The sequence below is a fragment of the Parazoarcus communis genome (genome assembly GCF_003111665.1).
Taxonomy (GTDB): domain Bacteria; phylum Pseudomonadota; class Gammaproteobacteria; order Burkholderiales; family Rhodocyclaceae; genus Parazoarcus; species Parazoarcus communis_B.
On sequence record NZ_CP022188.1, the window covers coordinates 3,873,019 to 3,894,227 of the forward strand.

A 21,209-nucleotide genomic window follows, 5' to 3' on the forward strand; every position below is an offset into this window, starting at 1 on the left:
GGGCAAACCTGCAAGGGGCTTCCCTATTTCAGAACGCTGAACGGATCACCATTGACGGCGGGGGCCGACGACTTCGCACCCCCCGTTGCGCCACGCTCACGCACGACGGGTACGGCGCGCCCCGCAGCCGCAGCCGCAGCCGCAGCGCTCGCCCGCCGCGTGACCCGCTTTGGCGCCGGGACCGCCTCGGGTACGAGAACCTCTTCTCCGAGCGTTCCGCGCAGCACGATCGCAAGCCTCGTCGCATCTGCCCGGGTCGAACCCGACAATGGCGCCTCGGCGCGCAGGTCGACCAGCGAGGACGTTGCGACGCGTAAACCCGACACTGCCCGGATGCTCTTCGCGCGATGGCTCGCCGGATCACGTTGCAGTGCTTCGTCGGCGGAAACGATGGCGTGGCCATACTCACCAGCGTCGAAATGCAGCGAAGCCAGGCGAACCCAGGGCTCTGCGTGCAGAGGAAATCTTGAGGTGACGGTCTGCAGAGCCGCGACGGCCTCGCCACGCTTCTCCTCCACAAGAAGTCGCTCAACCGTTTTCCCTGTTAGCTCGTACACGTCTGCAAATCCTGTTGCCTCGGTTTTCTCAGCCACCGTCGCGCATGCGGACAGGCTCAGGATCACGGCCACGATCAGTGCGCTATTCAACAAGCTCGAACCGACTTTTAACGGGTGAAGAGCATTCACTTTCGGGCCTCCGTAAGCGTTGTGAAAATGCGGTTCGCATAGTACATTGCCATTTTGCAAATGCCAAATGGATTTCATGAAAGACCGCAGATTCAGGTCTTCGCGAAGGTGGGCGCTGCCACAGAATTTGTGTCCGTCCAGAGCGTCGCTATGGGTGCTTGCTTCGGTGTTAGTCCTGAGCGGCTGCTCGGGCGCGGCCGCGATCCAGCTGGCGGGAGCAGCGGTCAGCGGTGCTGTAAATGGGGTACTCGAAACCTCAGGCCTGCGTGTGGGGCGCGACCGTGAAGCCGCAGCTACAGTCCCGGTTTCCATCGAGGCAGCACCCGCACTGAACGCGAGTGCTTCCGGTGAGCCCCTGTCCGTGGTGCTGCGCATCTATCAACTGAAAAGCGAGCATGGCTTCGCACGGCTCACCTACGAGCAGGCACAGCAGGACGATATGGGCGCGGAGGTACTCGCGACAGAACTTGAAAGCGTTCGGGAACTGATCATCCTGCCTGGCAGACACTACGCGCTAACGCTGGAGATGCGTCCCGACACCCGGCACATCGGCGTCGTGGCGCTGTTTCATTCCCCGGCGCACGGGCGCTGGAAGCTCGCCATTGAAAGGGGCCGCGCGCCGACAGATCAGATCGCACTCACTCTCGGCGTGTGTGCGATGGCCACCGCCCCCGTTGCGGAGACCAACAAAAGTGAGGCAGCGGCCACAGTCGTTGCAGACATCCGCTGCAAACACAGCTGAACGGAAAGTCGACATGGACACGTCAAAAGTACTCTGGGGTGAAGGCCTGTTTCTCCGGCCGCAGCACTTTCAGCAACAGGATGCTTACCTGGAATCCCTCAGCCGCAACGCACTTCTCTGTGCGCAGCCCTATGGCTGGGGTATTCGCAAGCTGGAGGTGGATCTCGACGCACTGTCGAGCGGCATCCTCCGTCTCAACTGTGCAGACGTCGTGTTCGAGGACGGCGAAACATACCGGGCGCCGCAGATCGACCGCCTGCCGGAGCCCGTGATGCTCGACCGCGCCCGTTTCAGCGACGGCGCCACCGAGTTCCACCTCGGCATCAGGCATCTCCAGAGACATGGCAGCAACTGCGCAGCCGAGGACGCGCAGACCACCGAAACCCGTTTCATCATTACACCGATCAGTCTGTCCGATCGGTGCACCGACGCGGTGGAAGCAGAGGTATCCGTGCTGCGCAAGCGCGGCGTACTGAAGTCAGCGCTCGAGACACTCGACTCCTACCAGAACCTTCCGGCCCTGCGGGTACGCAAGACCCCGGGCGGTGCATACGAATGCGATCCGGAGTTCATGCCTCCCATGACCTGCATCTGCGCATCTCCGCGCCTGTTGTCCCGCCTTCAGGCCCTGCTCGATTCTCTCGAAGCGAAATCGCACGCCTTGCATGGCTTGCACCGCGAGCCATCACGGTCCGTCATCGAGTTCAGATCTGGCGACCATGCTTCGTTCTGGCTTCAGCACACGGTCAGCAGCGCCTACGCTGCCCTGTCGCATTTGCGCCATGCGCCAATGCTCCATCCCGAGCGCCTGTTTCAGGAATTGCTCAGACTAGGAGGTAGCCTGATGACCTTTTCCAGACAACATCAATTGTCCGATCTGCCCGCCTACGATCATGCGCACCCCGGGCAGTCGTTTGTTCGTATCGACGAAATACTGCGGTCCTTGCTGGAAACCGTGATTTCGGCCCGCTATTTCAGCATCGCGCTGCACGAATCAAAACCCGCATTCCATACCGGCCGGCTCGATTCGGGAAAGATCACACCCGACTCGCTGTTCTATCTGGCAGTCAGGGCAAACCAGCCCCTTTCCGAACTGATCGAATCTGTTCCCCTGCGAATGAAAATCGGCGCCCCTGACGACGTCGAGAAACTCGTGCTGTCCGCACTCAGCGGTGTGCAACTGACCCATACGCCGCAAGTGCCGAGTGCAATACCAGTCCGCCCCGGCACCTGCTATTTCGCCCTTGATTCAAAAGGCGCGCTCTACCAGCGGATGCTGAAGGCACAGGCCATCACCATTTATGCGCCCTCCAACTATCAAGACCTCAGTCTTGAACTCATCGCACTCTCATCATGACCTCCCCCATCCCCTCACTGACCGGCTCCATGCTTCCGCCGGGGGAGCACACACCCATTGAACGCACGCATGATGCGGCCCCGAAGCCGACCCTGGTCGACCTTCTCTACGAGGGTTTCTACATGGTCTTCCTGTTACGCAACGGGAAGTCACCGACGACCTGCGCCGACTTCTCCGATCGGGTGACGGCCTTCCTCACTGAGTTCGAACGCCAGGCCAAAAAGGACGATTACTCGCCAGATGACATCTTCGACTCGAAGTACGCCTTCAGTGCGCTGGTCGATGAGGCGGTACTGTCGTCGAACTTTCCGCTTCGCGATGCCTGGGAGCGCCACCCCCTTCAGCTGACCCTGTTCGGCGATCAACTGGCGGGAGAGCACTTCTTCGATCGACTGGAGAGGGCCCGCGATAAAGGCAAGGCGCGCCTGCCCAGCCTGGACGTCTTCCACATGTGTCTGCTGCTCGGATTCAAGGGCAAGTACCGGATCGAAGGCTCGGAAAAACTCAACTATCTCACCAGCCAGCTCGGTAACCAGATCGAGCACATCAGGGGCAGACACGTCGGGTTTGCACCGCACTGGCGAGCGACGGACAGCGTCGCCCACACTCTTCGCCACGAAGTACCCATCTGGGTCGTCGCCTCGGTGCTCGCGCTCGCAGCCCTGTTTGCCTATATCGGCGTCAAGACACGGACAGACAACCTGACGCGCGAAGAACTGGCGCTTCACTCAAATGTGGTGAGCTTTGCGCGCAACCTGCCGAGCATTACCATCACACTGCCCTGAGCGTCCGCAGATATGGCGGGTTCAGGTGCCCGATCGGCGTGCCGGCAGTCCGCGAGCGCCACATTGATAGACCAGCCCCTAACAGGATGTTGATTTAATAGGTTTTCCAGCATCCATGCGGGTTGTGAGGCTGATATAATTACATCTGCATTAAGAAACTGATTATTCTCATGCGCGGCATCGACCATAAACAGAACGCCCTGTTCAGCTACGTCAATATCGAAGACCGCATTGACCGGGATCATCCGTTGCGCCGGATCAAAACGCTGGCCGATATGGTTCTGCGCACGATGTCGCCGCAATTCGATGCGTTGTATGCCGATGGTGGCCGCCCGTCGATTGCACCGGAACGCTTGTTGCGGGCGTCGCTGTTGCAATGTCTGTTTTCGATTCGCTCGGAGCGTGCGCTGGTCGAGCATATCGATTTCAACATGATGTTCCGGTGGTTCGTCGGCATGACGCTGGACGAGCCGGTCTGGGATCACTCGACGTTCAGCGCCAATCGCGAGCGGCTCCTCAAGGAGAGCGTGATGCGCGAGTTCTTCGGTGGCGTGGTGGCGATCGCCGAATGGGCCGAGCTGGTGTCGGACGAGCATTTCAGTGTCGACGGCTCGCTGTTGCGGGCGTGGGCCTCGCACAAGAGCATGATGGCCCGGGACGGCTCCGACGAGCCGCCCGGACCGGATCAGGGACGCAACCCCGAGGTGGACTTTCGCGGCAAGAAGCGCTCGAACAAGACGCACGTCTCGCGCACCGACCCGCAGGCCCTGCTCGCCAGCAAGGGCGGCGGCGTGGCGTACCTGAGCTACACCACGCATGCGTTGGCCGAGAATCGTCACGGTCTGATCGTCGATGTCCACACTACGACCGCCACCGGAACCGCTGAGCGTGAGGCGGCGTTGGTGATGGCCAGGCGCAGCATCAAGCCCGGCAATTCGGCGCACAAGCCGACGCTGGCGGCCGACCGGGGGTACGACACCGCCGAGTTCATCGCCGCGCTCGAGCCGCTGGGCATTGCCCCGCATGTCGCGGCCAAGGTCAAGGGCAGCGCCGTGCCCAATGAGGTGAAGTCGTCCCCCGGTTACGCGGTCAGCCTGCGCCGACGCAAGATGATCGAAGAGGCCTTTGGCTGGGCGAAGGATATCGGCACGCTGCGCCATGCGATGGCGCGTGGGCTGGATCGAATCCGTGCGCATGCGTTGCTCAATTTCTCGGCTTATAACCTGACGAGATTGGGCAATCTGCTGGCGCCGTAATTCGCGGGCGCCCTGGCGCCCTGCGGATGGGAAACGTTGTAGTCGAAAAACCATGTCTTTGCGGCGACAGGAGCGCTGCTGATTTGCGGTAGCACAATCGACGGAAAAGTCAGCTTGAATCGGCATGATCACGGGGAAAGCGGGCGATTTTCAAAGTCGATTTTTCCCAGGGGACTGGAAACCGAAGGTGAACCCGAGATTTTCAACACCCTGCTAAGGTTCGCAGGTCACGGCCCCGCCCCAGCGCCATAGCCAGAACGCGGCCAAGGCCATCACGACGGCCTCCACTACAACCCAGAGCCATTGCTTTGTGACAGGGCCGTGGACGAGTAAACCGAGAAGACGTGCCGCCAGTGCGCCCGTCATGAAGTAGAAGACGGCAGTGGGGATGCTCGTTGACCAGGGGCGAAGCGCGGTTACTGCGATGAAGCACAACCCCACCCCGAACAACATGCCTCCGCGAACCCTGCGCTCGATGGCCTCGTACGCGTCAGTCGGAGCCTCCGGGGCGCCGGTGAAAAGGCCGAACCAGTTGGGGAACGCCGCAGCCACTGCACCAAGGATGGCCAGGGCGATCCCGAAAATGCGAAGTTCAGACATTGAGTTCTCCCCAATCACAGCGCCCACTCGATGCCGGTTTCCTTCTCGGAAAGCGCCCACAGGCGCTCCATGACGGACTTGTCATAGGCATAAGACTCCAGCGTACCCCTGCCGACGGGACCGACCCATTCCATGCGCCCGGTGGGACCGTAGAGGGCGCGCTGCTCCAGGCCGTTCTCGGTTGCGCACATGACCTCTGGCCAGGATCCCCTTTCGGCTGATTGCACCATCGGCGACAGGCACATGAGTCCGAAAGCGATCCGCGTCGGCAGGTTGCCGCTGGTCTTGATGAGCGATGTCCGTGACGAGCCGGGGTGGCAGACATAGACCTTGACGTCCCTCTGCTCCGCCGCGGCCAGTCGGTCCTGCAACTCATAGGCAAACATCATCTGTGCCAGCTTGCTCTGCGAATAGGTGCTGTTCTGGTTGTAGTTCCTGTCCCAGTTCATGTCGTCGAACTGAATGGTCCGAATCCCCATCTTGTAACCGAGGCTGGCAACGACCACGATGCGCCCTCTCGACGCCCTGATGCGCGGGTACAGTAAGCCGCAGAGCAGGAAGTGACCGTAGTGGTTCGTACCCAGCATGCTTTCAAAGCCATCTTCGGTGAGTTTCCGGGTCGGCACCTGCGCAATGGCCGCGTTGCAGATGAGGGCGTCAATCCGGGGGACCGCTCTCAGCACCTCAGCCGCCGCTTCGCGCACGCTCGCCAGCGACGCGAGATTCATGCGGATAAAGCTCACCTCGGCGCCGGCTCCAAACTCTTTCTTGAGCATCTCGATGGCGGCTTGCGACTTCTCCGCAGAGCGGTTGAGCATCACGACCTTCGCGCCCTTCTTAAGCAAGGTCCGCGCTGCCTGAAATCCTGCTCCGGCGTTTGCGCCGGTTATGAGGTAGGTCTTGCCAGCGAGATTGCCGAGCCGTTCGGGTGTCCAGCCCGTTGGGCCAAAGCTGTTGTGCGTCGTCATGGTTTAATTCCCGTGTAATTGGTGTCGATTCATGGAGCGTGTAAGCCCTTGCGGTGCTTGCGTCTGGAGCGCCTGCAGCCAGCAGCGGGTCAGTCTCGCTGCAACGGGAATGACTTTAAATCTCAGCGTCGAACACAAATAGGCCGCTTCGTCTCCAAAACATGCCTATTCGTCTCAAGTTGAGTTTCTGGAGGACGATTGCGTGCTACATTGGTTTCATGATCAAGCAGGAACTCAGACAACTCATTGAAAGCCGGGTCCGCAAGGAAGGTCTGGTGGAAACCGGGGTGAAAGGTGTGCAGCTCTTTCGGATCACGGCCCCGGTCCCCTGCGCACCGGCAGTGTACGAACCTTCGGTGGTGGCCATCGTCAGCGGCAGCAAGGAAGCCGTGCTGGACGGGCGCCGCCACGTGTACGACAGCAGCCGCTACCTGTGCTGTCCCATGTCCATGCCCGTGGAGGCGGGAACGCCCACTGCATCGCCGGACAACCCGCTCCTGGGCGTGCTGATCTCTCTGGACACCCGGGTGATGACCGAACTGTCCCTGTCGATGGAAGGTGCTGCCGGGGTATGCCGACCTTCCCGACAAGCACCGCAGCCAGCGGGCCTGGCGCTTGCCCGCTGGGACGAAGCGTTTACCGGGGCGCTATTGCGCCTGCTTCAACTGGGAGACAGTCCCGCGGACACGGCCATCCTCGGGGATAGCAGGCTGCGCGAGGTCTGCTATGCCGTACTGAAAGGAGAGGCCGGGAACGCCGCGCGGCGCGCGTTCGGCGTGGGTAATGACATCGCGCGAGCCATCGCCTACCTGTCGTCGCGCTTGACAGAGCCGGTGACCATCGACGACATGGCTGCACAGGTCGGGATGAGCCGGGCCGTCCTCCACCGCAAATTCAAGGAGGCGACCACGATGTCGCCCATGCAGTTTGTAAAGGCCATGCGCCTGAACAGCGCCGCCATGAAGATGGCCCGGGGCATGCGCGTGACTGAGGCCGCAATGGCGGTGGGCTATGAAAGTTCATCCCAGTTCAGCCGGGAGTTCAAGCGCCTGTACGGGCAGCCGCCCCGGCAATGGAGCCAGGCCGGCCCCCATGCAGCGCCCTAGCTGCGGAAACCCAACAGGTTGTCCGTAATCGGCGACGTTCAGTTCATAGCGATGGACGACACCAGCGGGTCAAGGCCGGCTGAAGCCTCAAGTGACGAGCGCTCAGTCGGCCGCAGTCTCGTGGCTAGGACCGCTGAATGACTGCTTGCTGCCGTCCGTGGCGTAAAGATCCAATGGCCGGTCAGGCCAATGCGCTGCCTCGTACCATGAGCCAAGGGCAACCGATCGGACTGACCTGTCGCTGCTCTGCCGCGCTGCATCGGGCAGTAATGCACCGGTTATCTGTCGTTCAGCGCTGCACGGCTACGAACGGCGGCTTTCTCATCCGTCGAACGCGAATTTTCGACCCACTGCGGTCACTGAGCCTTGGGGAGACCTGCCATTCAACGTAGAGCTAACCGGTAGCCGTAGCGGCAAAGGCGCGGAGGGAATCCAAAGGCGGTGCGCAGCACCGTCATTGGGTTGTCCACTTACGTAGTGTTCCAACGGTAAATGGATAAGCCTAGACTTTCGGCTCTGGCAAACATTCTGAGAACGCGCGCTGAATTGCTGGAATTTTGCCCTGCTGCCGCGCATCGCCACTCAAGATAACGAGCAACATGCCAGCCATTGCAGATACGCCATTGGATATTTTCAGCAACTGGATAAGCAAAGGCTTTGGATACCCCTTACTGTGCCGTGAAATTGCATGAATTCCGCCGTGAACAAAGGAGCTTAGCAGGATGTTGATTTAATAGGTTTTCCAGCATCCATGCGGGTTGTGAGGCTGATATAATTACATCTGCATTAAGAAACTGATTATTCTCATGCGCGGCATCGACCATAAACAGAACGCCCTGTTCAGCTACGTCAATATCGAAGACCGCATTGACCGGGATCATCCGTTGCGCCGGATCAAAACGCTGGCCGATATGGTTCTGCGCACGATGTCGCCGCAATTCGATGCGTTGTATGCCGATGGTGGCCGCCCGTCGATTGCACCGGAACGCTTGTTGCGGGCGTCGCTGTTGCAATGTCTGTTTTCGATTCGCTCGGAGCGTGCGCTGGTCGAGCATATCGATTTCAACATGATGTTCCGGTGGTTCGTCGGCATGACGCTGGACGAGCCGGTCTGGGATCACTCGACGTTCAGCGCCAATCGCGAGCGGCTCCTCAAGGAGAGCGTGATGCGCGAGTTCTTCGGTGGCGTGGTGGCGATCGCCGAATGGGCCGAGCTGGTGTCGGACGAGCATTTCAGTGTCGACGGCTCGCTGTTGCGGGCGTGGGCCTCGCACAAGAGCATGATGGCCCGGGACGGCTCCGACGAGCCGCCCGGACCGGATCAGGGACGCAACCCCGAGGTGGACTTTCGCGGCAAGAAGCGCTCGAACAAGACGCACGTCTCGCGCACCGACCCGCAGGCCCTGCTCGCCAGCAAGGGCGGCGGCGTGGCGTACCTGAGCTACACCACGCATGCGTTGGCCGAGAATCGTCACGGTCTGATCGTCGATGTCCACACTACGACCGCCACCGGAACCGCTGAGCGTGAGGCGGCGTTGGTGATGGCCAGGCGCAGCATCAAGCCCGGCAATTCGGCGCACAAGCCGACGCTGGCGGCCGACCGGGGGTACGACACCGCCGAGTTCATCGCCGCGCTCGAGCCGCTGGGCATTGCCCCGCATGTCGCGGCCAAGGTCAAGGGCAGCGCCGTGCCCAATGAGGTGAAGTCGTCCCCCGGTTACGCGGTCAGCCTGCGCCGACGCAAGATGATCGAAGAGGCCTTTGGCTGGGCGAAGGATATCGGCACGCTGCGCCATGCGATGGCGCGTGGGCTGGATCGAATCCGTGCGCATGCGTTGCTCAATTTCTCGGCTTATAACCTGACGAGATTGGGCAATCTGCTGGCGCCGTAATTCGCGGGCGCCCTGGCGCCCTGCGGATGGGAAACGTTGTAGTCGAAAAACCATGTCTTTGCGGCGACAGGAGCGCTGCTGATTTGCGGTAGCACAATCGACGGAAAAGTCAGCTTGAATCGGCATGATCACGGGGAAAGCGGGCGATTTTCAAAGTCGATTTTTCCCAGGGGACTGGAAACCGAAGGTGAACCCGAGATTTTCAACACCCTGTTAGAGGTTTCCAAGAATACTCCTTGAATTCTCGCAGCATTTCGAGGGCCTCAGGGGGCGCCTTACCTTGAAGCTTCTCCAACATCTCCGTGAGCATCGGAATGGAGTTGGCCTTCTGAGCCGACTCCGCACACAGTTCGCTCATGAGTTTCGACACGGCATCGTCTGATGCCGCGTACAAGAGCCACATTGCACGTACCAATGCTTCATATTGAAGGCGGACTAGACTAACAGCGGACGTGTAGTTTCCAGTTGCGACTAAGAGTTTCGCGCTTTCAGCATGCTCAAACGCAATGCTGCAAACGATTTTGCTTGCCCTCAGTCGATCTGAGTTGTCATACATTGGCAAAGCAAGAAACTCCGACAACGACTGTTCAAGTGCTGCGGATTTAGTAAGCAGTTCGTTGATGGCGGCACTCCTACGGAAGCCTAAGGACAGCCTTCAGCGGACCGTCGCAATGCGCAGCATTGCGACGGTCCGCTGCAAGCGCTCTTCAGGATCTATCGTTCGACTTCTCTTGGTTACTCAGACGTTTGATAACCTGCTCAACGATTTTCGCATCGGTTTCTGAGAACTGGGCTTCATCACTACTTGCAGTGCTGGCGATCTTCCTCTTCAGCTTGAATAGCCGATAGCCACCATAGCCGAGCCCCACCGCCCCACCAATTGCCGCACCGCCGACAGCGATGGGAACCCAGATGGGGGTGGAAGAAATGATACCGGCGGACATCAGTGCACCAGTGACTCCAGTTGCCCCGACAGTTGTTCCAAATACTCCCGCACTACCGATAACGCTACCCGCGACGCCGGAAAGATATAAGGCACCGGCTCCAAGTGCGGTAGAGCCAGCGGCAAGAATGCTTCCGATAGCTGCGGTGCTTAGATACGTACCAGCGACATACCCCGTTGCCGAGGTGACGATCATGCCGCCAGCGGCATGTGGGACGAGTGTGCCGCCAGCAGCGAGCGCGGCGATTATCGGAATAAGTGGTAGCGGCATATCTACTCCTCCAAGGCGTTTCTTCTACAGGCCTAACGCGAGAAGGATATCGCATGCAGATTGTGGATGTCCGCTTACGGGCACCAACTCTCACCGTCGGCTTCTGGCCGAAAGCACGCGCTGGGCACCTTCCCTGATAGCCGACGCACGCCACGGGCAGCTGACCGAGCCGACGCGCACGGCGGTGCCTGCCTGGATTGCGAAGGAAGCCTTGAGGTCGGAAGACTTCCTTTTTCCGAGCCGCCTGCACGACTCTCCGCATGTCTCGACCCGACAGCACGCCAGGATTGTCGAACACTGGGTGGTGGCCGCTGGGTTGGATCCTTCCGCATACGGTACGCACTCCATGCGGAGGACGAAGGCGACATTGATCTACAAACACACGAAGAACCTGCGAGCCGTTCAGTTGCTGCTCGGCCACTCCAAACTTGAGTCGACGGTGCGGTACCTGGGCATAGAGGTCGGTGACGCCTTGAAGATCGCTGAGCAGATTGAGATCTGAAACCGGAACAGTTGCCCACCATGCACCTTTTGCCGGCGAGCGGCTGCTTACGGTGATGCTGCTGAGAGGGTACTATCGGCCATCATCGGACTTTGGTGATCCGATCCGAATTCTTCTCGCTTGCTTGTCCTGAACGGCCGGTTTACGGCGACCAACTTGGGGTTTCAGTTGGCCCGAGCCGGGTTGGACCGGTCTTCTGGATTGCTGCTCAGGAGGGGACCGTATTTCAAGTCAGCCACGCCGTTTCGCATGGTCGAACGCCGGTGAGCGGCCTCGTCGCCATGGGCATCGTGATGTGGCTCGTTGTACGCTGGCGCACCCGGCAGGCTGAGGGTGCTTGATCACGTGGCCCGGCGCTGCGTCATGATGGGCGCCTGGGCAGAACCGCAAGGAATGCCCGCTTGAAGTTCTCGCGACTCTTCCAACCGAAAAACCCGCAGTTCTGGCTGCTAGTGGCGCTCAACCTGCTTTCCGCCGCGATCTCCTGGCTCCTGCAGAGCCGCGAGTTTCCCCCTGCGATCATGCTGGCGCTCGCCACCTTCGCGCTGGCCAATTTCTGGCTCGGTTTGCGCATCGCGCTGTGGCTCATGAAGGAGCCGCCCGGTCCCAAATGAGCCGAGCAGGTCAGATGAGGCATCCGGATCACGCTTCACGCAGATCACTTCTTGTGCAGATTGGTCAGCTTTTCAGTGCTTTCCTTGAGGTCTTCCCAGGCTTTATCCATGTTGGCCTTGACCTGATCCCAGGCATCATCTGACGCACTCTTCAGTGTGGACAGGCGCTCCCACGCTTCGTCCCGTTTGGCCTGCAGCGCTTCCAGGTTCTTTTCGTACTGAGCCTTCATCTGCGCTTCCCACTGCTCTGCGCTGGCCTTGAATGGCTCCGTCTTGGCTTTCCATTCGTTCAACTGCTTTTCCATCAGCGCCAGATACTCTTCACGTTTTGCCATGATGTGTCTCCTTGCATCGATCCTGCAGCCACCGCAAACAGTGCGGTCCAAAACACGAATTCGACTCCTTGCAGCCCGCGGCCACTCGCAAGTCGTCCGCCTCCAGATTCATCTGGAGCCAGGGATCGTCAGGCGATTCAACTCATGCGCGCACGCCCGGCTGCTTGCCAAGGTCGCGCTGCCCGCCTGCGTTCAGCGCGACGAAGGGCAGATCGTCAGCGGCTTCCCGCTTTAATGGAAAGAGCGTAAGGCGCTGTCATTCGCCCGTATGTCCGCTACCGAACAGAAGCGCGGCAGCATGGCGGATCAAGGCTCGGCAACGAAGCAGGCGCGGCGCACTTCACGACCTGAAGTACCCATCCATGCCAGATCGAGTAGGGGACGGGGTCGCCCCCGTCGCCCTCTCACACCACCGTACATGCGGTTCCGCATACGGCGGTTCATGAAAAACACTGGAGTCGTCGCGTCGTGTCGAGCAGCGACACCAGCCCCAAACGATCAAAGAAGGACTTCGGGAAGGCCGCATTCATGTGGCTGGCGCCACTGTTCCACCACGGCCCGCGCTGATTGAACGCTGAGCGAAACGCCCGCTCCTCCTTCAGTCCTGCCCTCACCAGGCTCTTGGCACGCGTATAGGGCCGCTTCCATTGCCGCCACAGGATGCAGCGCAGCTTACGCCGGAGCCAACCGTCGATCTCTTCCAGCACCCGCTTGGTCTCGGTCAGCTTGAAATACGCTGCCCAACCCCGTAGCACCGGATTCAATTCTTCGATCGTGGCGCGCACGCTGCGACCCCTCGCGCCTTTGAGCACATCGCGAATCTTGTCCTCCAGCCGTTTCAGGCTGACTGGCGCAATCCGCAGCTTCGGGGTCTTGTGCCATGTCAGGCTATAGCCCAGAAACTTCCTCTCCCACGGTCGTGCGACCGCGCTCTTGGCCTCATTGACCGTGAGCTTGAGCCGCTCGGATAGAAACTGGCTGATACCCGCTAGAACACGCTCGCCTGCCGCATGGCTTCGGACGTAAATGTTGCAGTCGTCTGCGTAACGGCAGAACGCGTGGCCCCGACGCGCCAGCTCCCGGTCCAATTCCGTCAGCACAATGTTCGACAGCAGCGGACTCAATGGGCCGCCTTGCGGCGTACCCTGCGTCCTCGGGCTGACCACCCCCTCTGCCATCATCCCTGCCTCCAGATACCGTCGAATCAGCTTCAGTACCCGCCCATCCTCGATCTTCTTCGCCAACTTTGCCATCAGGATGTCGTGATTGACCCGGTCAAAGAACTTCTCCAGATCCATATCCACCACGACTCGTCTGCCTTGGGCGACGTATTGCTGTGCCGCCTTGACCGCCTGATGGGCAGACCTCCCCGGTCGGAAGCCGTAGCTCGACTCGGAGAACTCCGCCTCGAAGATCGGTGAGAGCACCTGATGCAACGCTTGCTGGATCAAGCGATCCGTCAGCGTCGGAATGCCCAGCACCCTCATCCCACCTTGCGGTTTCGGAATATCCACTCGGCGCACTGCTTGCGGAACGTACATCCCCGCCAGCAGCTTGGCCTTGATCGTCGGCCAGTGCTGCTGCAAGTGAGCCTTGAATTCGGACACCCCGATGCCATCGACACCGGCCGCACCCTTGTTCCTGACCACCCGCTCATACGCAAGCCACAGGTTGCCGCGCTCACACACGACTTCCATCAGCCCGCTTTCACACGCCCACTCCGCTTTCGTCCGCTCAACACCCGCCGATTCCACCTCGACACGCAGCCCAGCACCCTCCAGATACCGTCCAGACTCCTCTGCCCGCGCCCCATCTGCCCGATGGGCTTCTGTCTTCGTCAGTTTCATCGAGAAACGTTCGCCTACTCGCGTTCTTCCATGTTCGGCCCTTCGCCCCAAACCGGCGGCTACTATGGCCTCGGCTGACTTCCTCACGCGCATCCCGACGCCTCACGACGTCAGTAGCACCATGGCACCCGTGAGGATCTCCCCGGGTATGACGCACATACCTTCACGCTTATGCCTGTCGGATCTACGCCACAGCGTTCCGTGCAAGTTTCGGGCTTTGACGATATTGGCCGCCTCACCCCACTGCAGCGCCTCGTATCCGCTTCCTGTTCGTCAGGCCAGCGCTTTGCCTTCGGCTTCCTCCAGATTCGCAGTTACCCGCGACACCCTTGCCGTTCAGCTAACTCTTCCCCTTGCCGGGTGAGTAGAGGACTTACACCTCCTAGTAAGTGCGCCCTGCCGGGCGCACCAAAGAAAAAGCCCGCAGTTACGCGGGCTTCGTTTGCCTTTCGTGCTGCCAGGAAGCAGTCACAGAACTCGGATTATTCCCATTCGATCGTCGCCGGCGGCTTGCCGGAGATGTCATACACCACCCGGTTGATGCCCCGCACTTCGTTGATGATCCGGTTGCTGACCTTGCCAAGCAGGCTGTGTGGCAGCTCCGCCCAGTGCGCGGTCATGAAGTCCTGCGTCTGCACCGCACGCAGCGCCACCACGTACTCGTAGGTGCGGCCGTCGCCCATCACGCCGACGCTCTTTACCGGCAGGAATACCGCAAACGCCTGGCTGGTCTTGTCGTACCAATCCGAGGCACGCAGTTCGTCGATGAAGATCGCATCGGCACGGCGCAGCAGATCGGCGAATTCGGACTTCACCTCGCCGAGAATCCGCACTCCCAGACCCGGACCGGGGAAAGGATGGCGATACACCATGTCATGCGGCAGGCCAAGGGCAACGCCGAGTTCGCGGACCTCATCCTTGAACAGTTCGCGCAATGGCTCGAGCAGCTTCAGGCCGAGTGTCTCGGGCAGGCCACCAACGTTGTGGTGGCTCTTGATCGTGTGCGCCTTCTTGTTCTTGGCACCGCCGGATTCGATCACGTCCGGATAGATCGTGCCTTGGGCCAGCCACTTGGCCTTGGGCAGCTTCTTCGCTTCGGCCTGAAAAACCTCAACGAACTCGCGGCCGATGATCTTGCGTTTCTGCTCCGGGTCGGTGACGCCCTTGAGGTGACCAAGGAACTGCTCAGACGCATCGACGTGGATCACCTTCGCATGCAGGCGTCCGGCAAACATCTCCATCACCATCTTGCCTTCGTTCAGACGAAGCAGACCATGATCGACGAACACGCAGGTCAGCTGATCGCCGATGGCGCGGTGAATGAGCGCCGCGGCGACAGAAGAATCAACACCACCGGAAAGACCCAGGATGACTTCCTCGTCACCGACCTGCTCACGAATACGCTCCACAGCTTCAGCGATATAGTCAGGCATGTTCCAGTCATGACCGCAGCCACAGATCTCATGAACAAAACGGCCGATGATTTCCTTGCCCTTGATCGTGTGGGTAACCTCGGGATGGAACTGCACGCCGTAGAAACCCCGATCTTCGTCTGCCATCGCGGCGATCGGCGTGGATTCGTTACTGCCAATGATCTTGAACCCGGGCGGCAAACCGGTGACCTTGTCGCCGTGACTCATCCAGACATCAAGCAGGCCGTGACCAGCTTCATTGCTGCGATCCTGAAGATCTGTGAACAGTTTGGAGTGCCCCTGCGCGCGCATCTCGGCATAGCCGAACTCGCGCGTCGTCGAGCTTTCGACCTTGCCGCCGAGCTGCGATGCCATGGTCTGCATGCCGTAGCAGATACCCAGCACGGGTACACCGGCCTCGAATACTGCTTGCGGCGCGCGCCAGTCGGCCGCTTCGTAGACCGAGTTCGGCCCGCCCGAAAGGATGATGCCGTCTGCGCCGAACTCGCGCACGAACTCGTCGCTGACATCGTAGGGATGCAGCTCGCAATAGACCTGCTGCTCACGCACACGGCGCGCGATCAGCTGGGAAACCTGGGAGCCGAAATCAAGAATGAGGATTTTCTGGTGGGACATGACTGCCTCAAAATGAAGAAAGGCGGCCCGAGGCCGCCTGTTCCGGTTCAGAAACGCACTTAGCCGACGTGGTAGTTGGGTGCTTCCTGGGTGATCTGAACATCGTGCACATGCGACTCGCGTACGCCCGCCGAAGTAATCTCGACGAACTGGGCGCGATCGTGCATGGCAGGGATGCTCTCACAGCCGAGGTAACCCATCGAAGCACGCAGACCACCGACCAGCTGGTGGATCACGGCGCCGACCGACCCCTTGTACGGAACGCGTCCCTCGATGCCTTCGGGCACGAGCTTGTCGATGTTGGCGGAGCTGTCCTGGAAGTAACGATCTGCAGCGCCTTTTTCCATCGCGCCGAGCGAACCCATGCCGCGGTAGGACTTGTAGGAGCGGCCCTGGAACAGAACCGTTTCACCCGGTGCCTCTTCGGTACCGGCAAACAGACCGCCAAGCATCACCACGTTGGCACCCGCTGCGATCGCCTTGGCAATGTCACCGGAATAGCGGATACCGCCGTCGGCAATCATCGGAACACCACTGCCAAGCAGCGCACGGGCGACGTTGTCGATGGCAGTGATCTGCGGCACGCCGACACCGGCAACGATACGCGTGGTGCAGATCGAACCCGGGCCAATGCCAACCTTCACGCCGTCGGCGCCGGCATCGACCAGTGCTCGTGCAGCGTCACCGGTAGCAATGTTGCCGCCAACGACCTCGACCTGCGGGAAATTCTTCTTGACCCAGCGCACCCGGTCGATCACGCCCTGAGCGTGACCATGGGCCGTGTCGACCACGATCATGTCCACACCGGCTTCAGCCAGCAGTTCGGCACGCTCTTCGGTACCTGCGCCGACGCCGATGGCAGCCGCAACGCGCAGACGACCGAGTTCGTCCTTTGCCGCCAGCGGATGCTCGGTGGACTTCATCATGTCCTTGACCGTGATCAGCCCGCACAACTCACCGTCGTCGTTGAGCACCAGCACACGCTCAAGACGGTGCTTGCGCAGCAGTTCACGCGCCTCATCGAGGCTCGCACCCTCTTTCACCGTGACCAGACGGTCTTGGGGAGTCATGATGGCGGACACCGGCTGCTCGAGATTGCTCTCGAACCGGAGGTCGCGGTTCGTCACGATACCAACCACCTTCTTGCCATCAATGACGGGCAGACCCGAAAACTTGTGCTGACGGGTCAGGGCCACGACTTCGCCGACCTGCATCGTCGGCGGGACGGTAATCGGGTCCTTGAGCACGCCGGACTCATGGCGTTTGACCTTATGCACCTCGGCAGCCTGTTGCTGCGGGGTAAAGTTCTTGTGCACCACACCAATCCCGCCATCCTGAGCCAGTGCAATGGCCAGACGGGACTCGGTAACGGTATCCATCGCAGCGGATACCAGCGGAATATTCAGGCGGATGTTACGGGTAACCTGACTCTGCAAGCCGACATCGCGCGGGAGAACCGTCGAGTGGGCGGGAACGAGAAGGACGTCATCAAACGTCAGCGCCTTCTGGATCACTCGCATGGCTTTTATCCTTTCGACCAAATCCGTATTATACAGAGGCCTCTCGCGCCGTGTAAGCGGTGCAGCAACCCGGAGATCTGCCTGATGATGCGTCCCGCCCTTGTTTTGATCGCACTTCTGACCGCGCTGCCGGTTTCAGCCGAAATTTTCAGTTGGAAAGACAAGGACGGAAAGGTCAATTTTTCTGATGTTCCCCCGCCCACAGGCGAAGTGAAGACCCTGCGCGAAGCCGCGCCACGCCCCACAACGACAGGTAAAGCTGGCGAACCGGCGGCAAAACCCAAGACGCTGGCTGAGAAGGAACTCGAGTTTCGTCAGCGTCGGGCGGCAGAAGCCGAAGCGCAGACCAAGGCCGAAAAGGAGCAATCCGAGTCGGCTGAGCGCCAGCGGGTGTGCGAAGACATGCGCAATCAGGTCGCGGCGCTGAAGTCCGGACAAAGGATCGCGCGCTTCAACAGTGCAGGCGAACGCGTGATGCTCACCGATGCCGAACGCGGCAGCGAGACCGAGCGCATTCAGAAACAGATCGACGAATCCTGCAAGTAAGGCCCCGGCACGCGCCGGAAGCGGCGCTCAGGACTCTTCGGCCGGGCCGCCACCCTTCTTCATGACCTTGCCCTCGTCCGCGCGCTTCTTGCGCACGGCCTTGGGATCGGCGATCAGCGGACGATAGATTTCGACGCGATCGCGATCACGAAGCGCCGCATCCGGCTTGGCAAGCTTAGCGTAGATGCCCAGCTTGTTTCCGCCGTTGATGTCGATCTCCGGGTACTTCTGCAACAAGCCCGACGCCTCAACCGCATCGCGGACGCTGGCGCCTTCCGGCAGACGCACACTGACAAGCTCCTGCCGCTGCGGCAAGGCGTAGGTAACTTCGACGTTGATGGTCGCGGCCATGTTTATCCCTTCGCGTAGACCTGAGCTGCACGTTTGACGAAAGAATCGACGAAAGTGTTGGCGATGTGATTGAACACCGGCCCCAGCACCTTTTCCAGCAGTTTGCTCGAGAACTCGTAGTGAAGGTTGAACTCCACCTTGCATGCGGTGTCGCCCAGCGCCGTGAAGCGCCAGTTGCCGTCGAGATGATTAAACGGCCCATCGGTCAGCCGGATGATCATTTCGGTTGGCGGATGCTTTTCGTTCTCGGTGCTGAAATGCGCCTTGATTCCGTGATAGTTGATATGAATCGTCGCACCGGTGATCTTCTCGGTACGCTGATGCACTTCTGTGCCTCCGCACCAGGGCAGGAACTGCGGATAGTCTTCGCAACGATCCACCAGCTCGAACATCTGGGCAGGCGTGAATTCGATCAGAACCAGTTTCTTGACGTCGGCCATCGGGTATCGGGCGATCCAGTCGCCGAACTGCTAAAATGCGCGATTCTACCGCAAAGGCTCGGTCCGTCATTCCGGACGAACATATCCGCCCATGAGCATCATCGACAATCGCAAGGCCTACCATGACTACTTCATTGAAGAGAAGTACGAGGCCGGGCTCGTCCTCGAGGGCTGGGAAGTCAAGGCCATCCGGGCCGGCCGCGCGAACATCAAGGAAGCCTACATCATCATGCGGGGCGAGGAACTCTTCATCCTCGGCATGCACATCACCCCGCTGACGAGCGCATCCACCCACATTCACGCCGATCCGGTCCGCACCCGCAAGCTGCTGCTGCATGGCCACGAGCTTGCCAAACTGATTGGCAAGGTCGAGCGCGCCGGCTTCACCCTCGTTCCGCTCGACCTGCACTACAACAAGGGCCGGGTGAAGGCGGAAATTGGCCTGGCGAAGGGCAAGAAGCAGTTCGACAAGCGCGAGGACGACAAGAAGCGCGACTGGGAACGCGAAAAGCAGCGCCTGATGCGGGCGAAAGGCTGATCAAACGGGCGCGGCAGGCAATCACCCTGCTCGCGCCCACCGCAGAGCTCAGGAACTGCAGGACAGCATGGAGCAGCCTGCACGGTTACGTGCCCACTCGGGACGCCGGGCAGCGAAGTGCTCCCGCCCAGGCTGCACTTCGTATGGACGCCGGAAGGTGTCCAGCAGCTCGTTCACACGCGACAGATCGCCCTGCTCCGCTGCATCGATCGCCTGCTGCGCCAGATAGTTGCGCGGCACATAGAGCGGATTGACGGCATTCATCCGCGCGCGCCTGGCCTCGGCCGGCTCGCCCCCCTGCTCCACCCGTGCGGCGTATTCCGCCAGCCAGGCTTCAAACGTCGGTCGCGATTCAGTGCGGCGACTTTCGTCGTAAAAGACATCGGCAAAAAGGTCGGCATCCGGCGCCCGCGTATCGACATTGGCGAGCGCGCGATAGAACAGGCTCATGTCCATCTCGCCTTCGAACATCAAGCGGTGCAGGGACTCAAGCAAGGCACCATCACCGTCGCGCCATTCATCCAGCCCCAGCTTGGCGGCGCTCATCCTGCTGTTCTCCGCCTCATAAACGTCGCCAAACAGCGCGAGCGCCCCTTCCAGCGCCGCCGCATCGCGCATTGCCGGATACAGCGCGTTGGCGAGCTGCCACAGGTTCCAGTGCGCGATCTTGGGCTGGTGACCAAAGCGATAGCGACGCATGCCTTCGTCCGTGGTGTTCGGCGTCCAGTCGGGGTCGAAGTTGTCGATCCAGCCATAGGGCCCGTAATCGATCGTGAGACCAAGAATCGACATGTTGTCGGTGTTCATCACCCCGTGAACGAATCCGACACGCGTCCAGTGCGCCACCATCACCGCCGTGCGACGGCACACTTCCTCGAACCAGCGTACGCGGCGCAGCGCGCCATCGCCTTCGAGTTCGGGAAAATCACGGTCGATGGTGAAGTCGATCAGGCGCCCCAGCAGATCGACCTCGCCGCGTGCGGAAAAGATCTCGAAGCTGCCGAATCGAATGAAGGATGGCGCCACCCTGCACACCACTGCTCCCGGCTCCTGCCTCGGGTTGCCGTTATAGAACATGTCGCGCACCACTGCATCGCCCGTACCGACCAGTGACAGCGCGCGGGTCGTCGGCACCCCCAGATGATGCATTGCTTCGCTGCACAGAAATTCGCGAATGGATGAGCGCAGCACCGCTCGACCATCCGCCCGGCGCGAATAGGGCGTCGGGCCGGCGCCCTTGAGCTGCAGCTCCCAGCGCTGCCCCTTGCCGTTTATCGTCTCGCCAAGCGTGATGGCACGGCCGTCACCGAGCTGGCCCGCCCAGTTGCCGAACTGGTGTCCGCCGTAGCAGGCAGCGTATGGCTCCATGCCCGTCAGCAGGCGGTTGCCACCGAAGACCTCGGCGAACATCGGGTCCGCCACATCGCTTGCGTCCCAGCCGAGAAGCGCAGCAACTTCGGGCGACCATGCAAGCAGCCGGGGCTGGCTGACAGGCGTTGGATCGACTCGCGAGTAACACGCCCCCTGCACCTGCCGCAGCCGGCTTCCGGTCTCGGGGTCGGCAGGAAGTTCGCGAACGAAGCGATTGTCGAACTGGAGGTCTTTCATGGGGCTGGGCATTGGAGCGTCCAAAATGATGTCCTGTTGTTTAAGCATGGCCTGAACCTGAGCGCTCTTGCGTCAAGCAGGCCCGCGCGACCCGCAGGTCCGTGGGCGTCGCTTCGTTTTCGATAAGGGATAGAACCTTAATCCGTTGATGAGTTCGATGCCCGCCTGGGCTGAGCCATGTGCCGTGGAAGCAAGAAACGGGCAGAGTGCGGAAAGCCCCAGTCAATCCACCGCATCAGACCTCAGACAGCGTG

General features: G+C 60.6%; 22 protein-coding genes and 1 pseudogene. 10 read left to right on the forward strand and 13 right to left on the reverse strand.

Annotation, left to right across the window (positions count from 1 at the left end):
- Nucleotides 1-23 precede the first annotated feature (23 nt).
- Nucleotides 24-764 carry a hypothetical protein gene (locus CEW87_RS17695; protein WP_159098201.1) on the reverse strand — a complete coding sequence of 247 codons (741 nt, stop codon included), beginning with the start codon at nucleotides 762-764 and terminating at the stop codon, nucleotides 24-26.
- On the opposite strand from CEW87_RS17695, the gene tssJ reads away from it, so the two are divergent.
- From tssJ to CEW87_RS17715, 4 genes are all read left to right on the forward strand, one after another.
- Complete coding sequence (gene tssJ / locus CEW87_RS17700) at nucleotides 754-1,428, forward strand: type VI secretion system lipoprotein TssJ (RefSeq protein WP_108975108.1); 675 nt, start codon at nucleotides 754-756, stop codon at nucleotides 1,426-1,428. The two genes, CEW87_RS17695 and tssJ, sit on opposite strands and share 11 nt — an antisense overlap.
- Nucleotides 1,429-1,441: 13 nt before the next feature.
- The gene (gene tssK, locus CEW87_RS17705; protein WP_108975110.1) at nucleotides 1,442-2,785 is read left to right on the forward strand and encodes a type VI secretion system baseplate subunit TssK; all 1,344 of its coding nucleotides are present in this window, start codon (nucleotides 1,442-1,444) and stop codon (nucleotides 2,783-2,785) included.
- Nucleotides 2,782-3,570, forward strand: a complete 789-nt coding sequence (icmH, locus tag CEW87_RS17710; RefSeq protein ID WP_199917045.1) for a type IVB secretion system protein IcmH/DotU — start codon at nucleotides 2,782-2,784, stop codon at nucleotides 3,568-3,570. The genes tssK and icmH overlap by 4 nt, the downstream gene beginning before the upstream one ends.
- A gap of 170 nt (nucleotides 3,571-3,740) precedes the next feature.
- On the forward strand, nucleotides 3,741-4,826 hold the full coding sequence (locus CEW87_RS17715) for an IS5 family transposase (protein WP_075146924.1): 1,086 nt from the start codon (nucleotides 3,741-3,743) through the stop codon (nucleotides 4,824-4,826).
- Nucleotides 4,827-5,039: 213 nt separating this feature from the next.
- Here CEW87_RS17715 and CEW87_RS17720 read toward each other — a convergent pair whose 3' ends face one another.
- Complete coding sequence (locus CEW87_RS17720; protein WP_159098202.1) at nucleotides 5,040-5,426, reverse strand: DUF4345 family protein; 387 nt, start codon at nucleotides 5,424-5,426, stop codon at nucleotides 5,040-5,042.
- A gap of 14 nt (nucleotides 5,427-5,440) precedes the next feature.
- Nucleotides 5,441-6,394, reverse strand: coding sequence for an SDR family oxidoreductase (locus tag CEW87_RS17725; RefSeq protein ID WP_108975114.1), 954 nt, complete (start codon nucleotides 6,392-6,394; stop codon nucleotides 5,441-5,443).
- Between the two features lie 161 nt (nucleotides 6,395-6,555).
- Here CEW87_RS17725 and CEW87_RS17730 point away from each other — a divergent pair, with 161 nt between their 5' ends.
- Entirely contained in the window at nucleotides 6,556-7,500 is a 945-nt protein-coding gene (locus CEW87_RS17730) for an AraC family transcriptional regulator (protein ID WP_199917046.1), read from the forward strand.
- Between the two features lie 502 nt (nucleotides 7,501-8,002).
- Here the strand turns inward: CEW87_RS17730 and CEW87_RS23055 are convergent.
- Nucleotides 8,003-8,230 carry a DUF6988 family protein gene (locus CEW87_RS23055; protein ID WP_420094146.1) on the reverse strand — a complete coding sequence of 76 codons (228 nt, stop codon included), beginning with the start codon at nucleotides 8,228-8,230 and terminating at the stop codon, nucleotides 8,003-8,005.
- Between the two features lie 76 nt (nucleotides 8,231-8,306).
- Between CEW87_RS23055 and CEW87_RS17735 the strand changes: the two genes are divergently transcribed.
- A complete protein-coding gene (locus CEW87_RS17735; protein ID WP_075146924.1) occupies nucleotides 8,307-9,392 on the forward strand; it encodes an IS5 family transposase in 1,086 nt (361 codons plus the stop codon).
- 202 nt (nucleotides 9,393-9,594) lie between these two features.
- Here CEW87_RS17735 and CEW87_RS23060 read toward each other — a convergent pair whose 3' ends face one another.
- On the reverse strand, nucleotides 9,595-9,948 hold the full coding sequence (locus tag CEW87_RS23060) for a DUF6988 family protein (protein ID WP_420094119.1): 354 nt from the start codon (nucleotides 9,946-9,948) through the stop codon (nucleotides 9,595-9,597).
- Between the two features lie 151 nt (nucleotides 9,949-10,099).
- Nucleotides 10,100-10,606, reverse strand: coding sequence for a hypothetical protein (locus CEW87_RS22495; protein ID WP_199917248.1), 507 nt, complete (start codon nucleotides 10,604-10,606; stop codon nucleotides 10,100-10,102).
- Between the two features lie 157 nt (nucleotides 10,607-10,763).
- Here CEW87_RS22495 and CEW87_RS23065 point away from each other — a divergent pair.
- Together CEW87_RS23065 and CEW87_RS17755 are read left to right on the forward strand one after the other, a co-directional pair.
- Nucleotides 10,764-11,108: pseudogene (locus CEW87_RS23065) on the forward strand (tyrosine-type recombinase/integrase); the annotation flags it as partial.
- Nucleotides 11,109-11,509: 401 nt separating this feature from the next.
- Entirely contained in the window at nucleotides 11,510-11,722 is a 213-nt protein-coding gene (locus CEW87_RS17755) for a hypothetical protein (protein WP_108975120.1), read from the forward strand.
- A gap of 44 nt (nucleotides 11,723-11,766) precedes the next feature.
- Here CEW87_RS17755 and CEW87_RS17760 read toward each other — a convergent pair whose 3' ends face one another.
- From CEW87_RS17760 to guaB, 4 genes are all read right to left on the reverse strand, one after another.
- Nucleotides 11,767-12,057 (reverse strand): hypothetical protein, encoded by a 291-nt coding sequence (locus tag CEW87_RS17760; protein WP_108975122.1) that lies wholly within the window; start codon nucleotides 12,055-12,057, stop codon nucleotides 11,767-11,769.
- Between the two features lie 440 nt (nucleotides 12,058-12,497).
- Complete coding sequence (gene ltrA / locus CEW87_RS17770; RefSeq protein ID WP_108971215.1) at nucleotides 12,498-13,904, reverse strand: group II intron reverse transcriptase/maturase; 1,407 nt, start codon at nucleotides 13,902-13,904, stop codon at nucleotides 12,498-12,500.
- Nucleotides 13,905-14,386: 482 nt separating this feature from the next.
- Nucleotides 14,387-15,952 (reverse strand): glutamine-hydrolyzing GMP synthase, encoded by a 1,566-nt coding sequence (gene guaA, locus CEW87_RS17775; RefSeq protein WP_108975126.1) that lies wholly within the window; start codon nucleotides 15,950-15,952, stop codon nucleotides 14,387-14,389.
- 59 nt (nucleotides 15,953-16,011) lie between these two features.
- Nucleotides 16,012-17,472, reverse strand: a complete 1,461-nt coding sequence (gene guaB / locus CEW87_RS17780; RefSeq protein ID WP_108975128.1) for an IMP dehydrogenase — start codon at nucleotides 17,470-17,472, stop codon at nucleotides 16,012-16,014.
- Here guaB and CEW87_RS17785 point away from each other — a divergent pair.
- Nucleotides 17,416-18,018 (forward strand): DUF4124 domain-containing protein, encoded by a 603-nt coding sequence (locus tag CEW87_RS17785; RefSeq protein ID WP_234421573.1) that lies wholly within the window; start codon nucleotides 17,416-17,418, stop codon nucleotides 18,016-18,018. The two genes, guaB and CEW87_RS17785, sit on opposite strands and share 57 nt — an antisense overlap.
- Nucleotides 18,019-18,045: 27 nt before the next feature.
- On the opposite strand, the gene CEW87_RS17790 is transcribed toward CEW87_RS17785, so the two are convergent.
- Together CEW87_RS17790 and CEW87_RS17795 are read right to left on the reverse strand one after the other, a co-directional pair.
- Nucleotides 18,046-18,369, reverse strand: a complete 324-nt coding sequence (locus CEW87_RS17790) for an RnfH family protein (protein ID WP_108975132.1) — start codon at nucleotides 18,367-18,369, stop codon at nucleotides 18,046-18,048.
- A 2-nt stretch (nucleotides 18,370-18,371) separates the two neighbouring features.
- Nucleotides 18,372-18,809 carry a type II toxin-antitoxin system RatA family toxin gene (locus tag CEW87_RS17795; RefSeq protein WP_108975134.1) on the reverse strand — a complete coding sequence of 146 codons (438 nt, stop codon included), beginning with the start codon at nucleotides 18,807-18,809 and terminating at the stop codon, nucleotides 18,372-18,374.
- Nucleotides 18,810-18,900: 91 nt separating this feature from the next.
- On the opposite strand from CEW87_RS17795, the gene smpB reads away from it, so the two are divergent.
- Complete coding sequence (gene smpB / locus CEW87_RS17800) at nucleotides 18,901-19,347, forward strand: SsrA-binding protein SmpB (RefSeq protein WP_108948379.1); 447 nt, start codon at nucleotides 18,901-18,903, stop codon at nucleotides 19,345-19,347.
- A 48-nt stretch (nucleotides 19,348-19,395) separates the two neighbouring features.
- On the opposite strand, the gene CEW87_RS17805 is transcribed toward smpB, so the two are convergent.
- Nucleotides 19,396-20,955 carry a protein adenylyltransferase SelO gene (locus tag CEW87_RS17805; protein ID WP_108975136.1) on the reverse strand — a complete coding sequence of 520 codons (1,560 nt, stop codon included), beginning with the start codon at nucleotides 20,953-20,955 and terminating at the stop codon, nucleotides 19,396-19,398.
- Nucleotides 20,956-21,209: the final 254 nt, after the last annotated feature.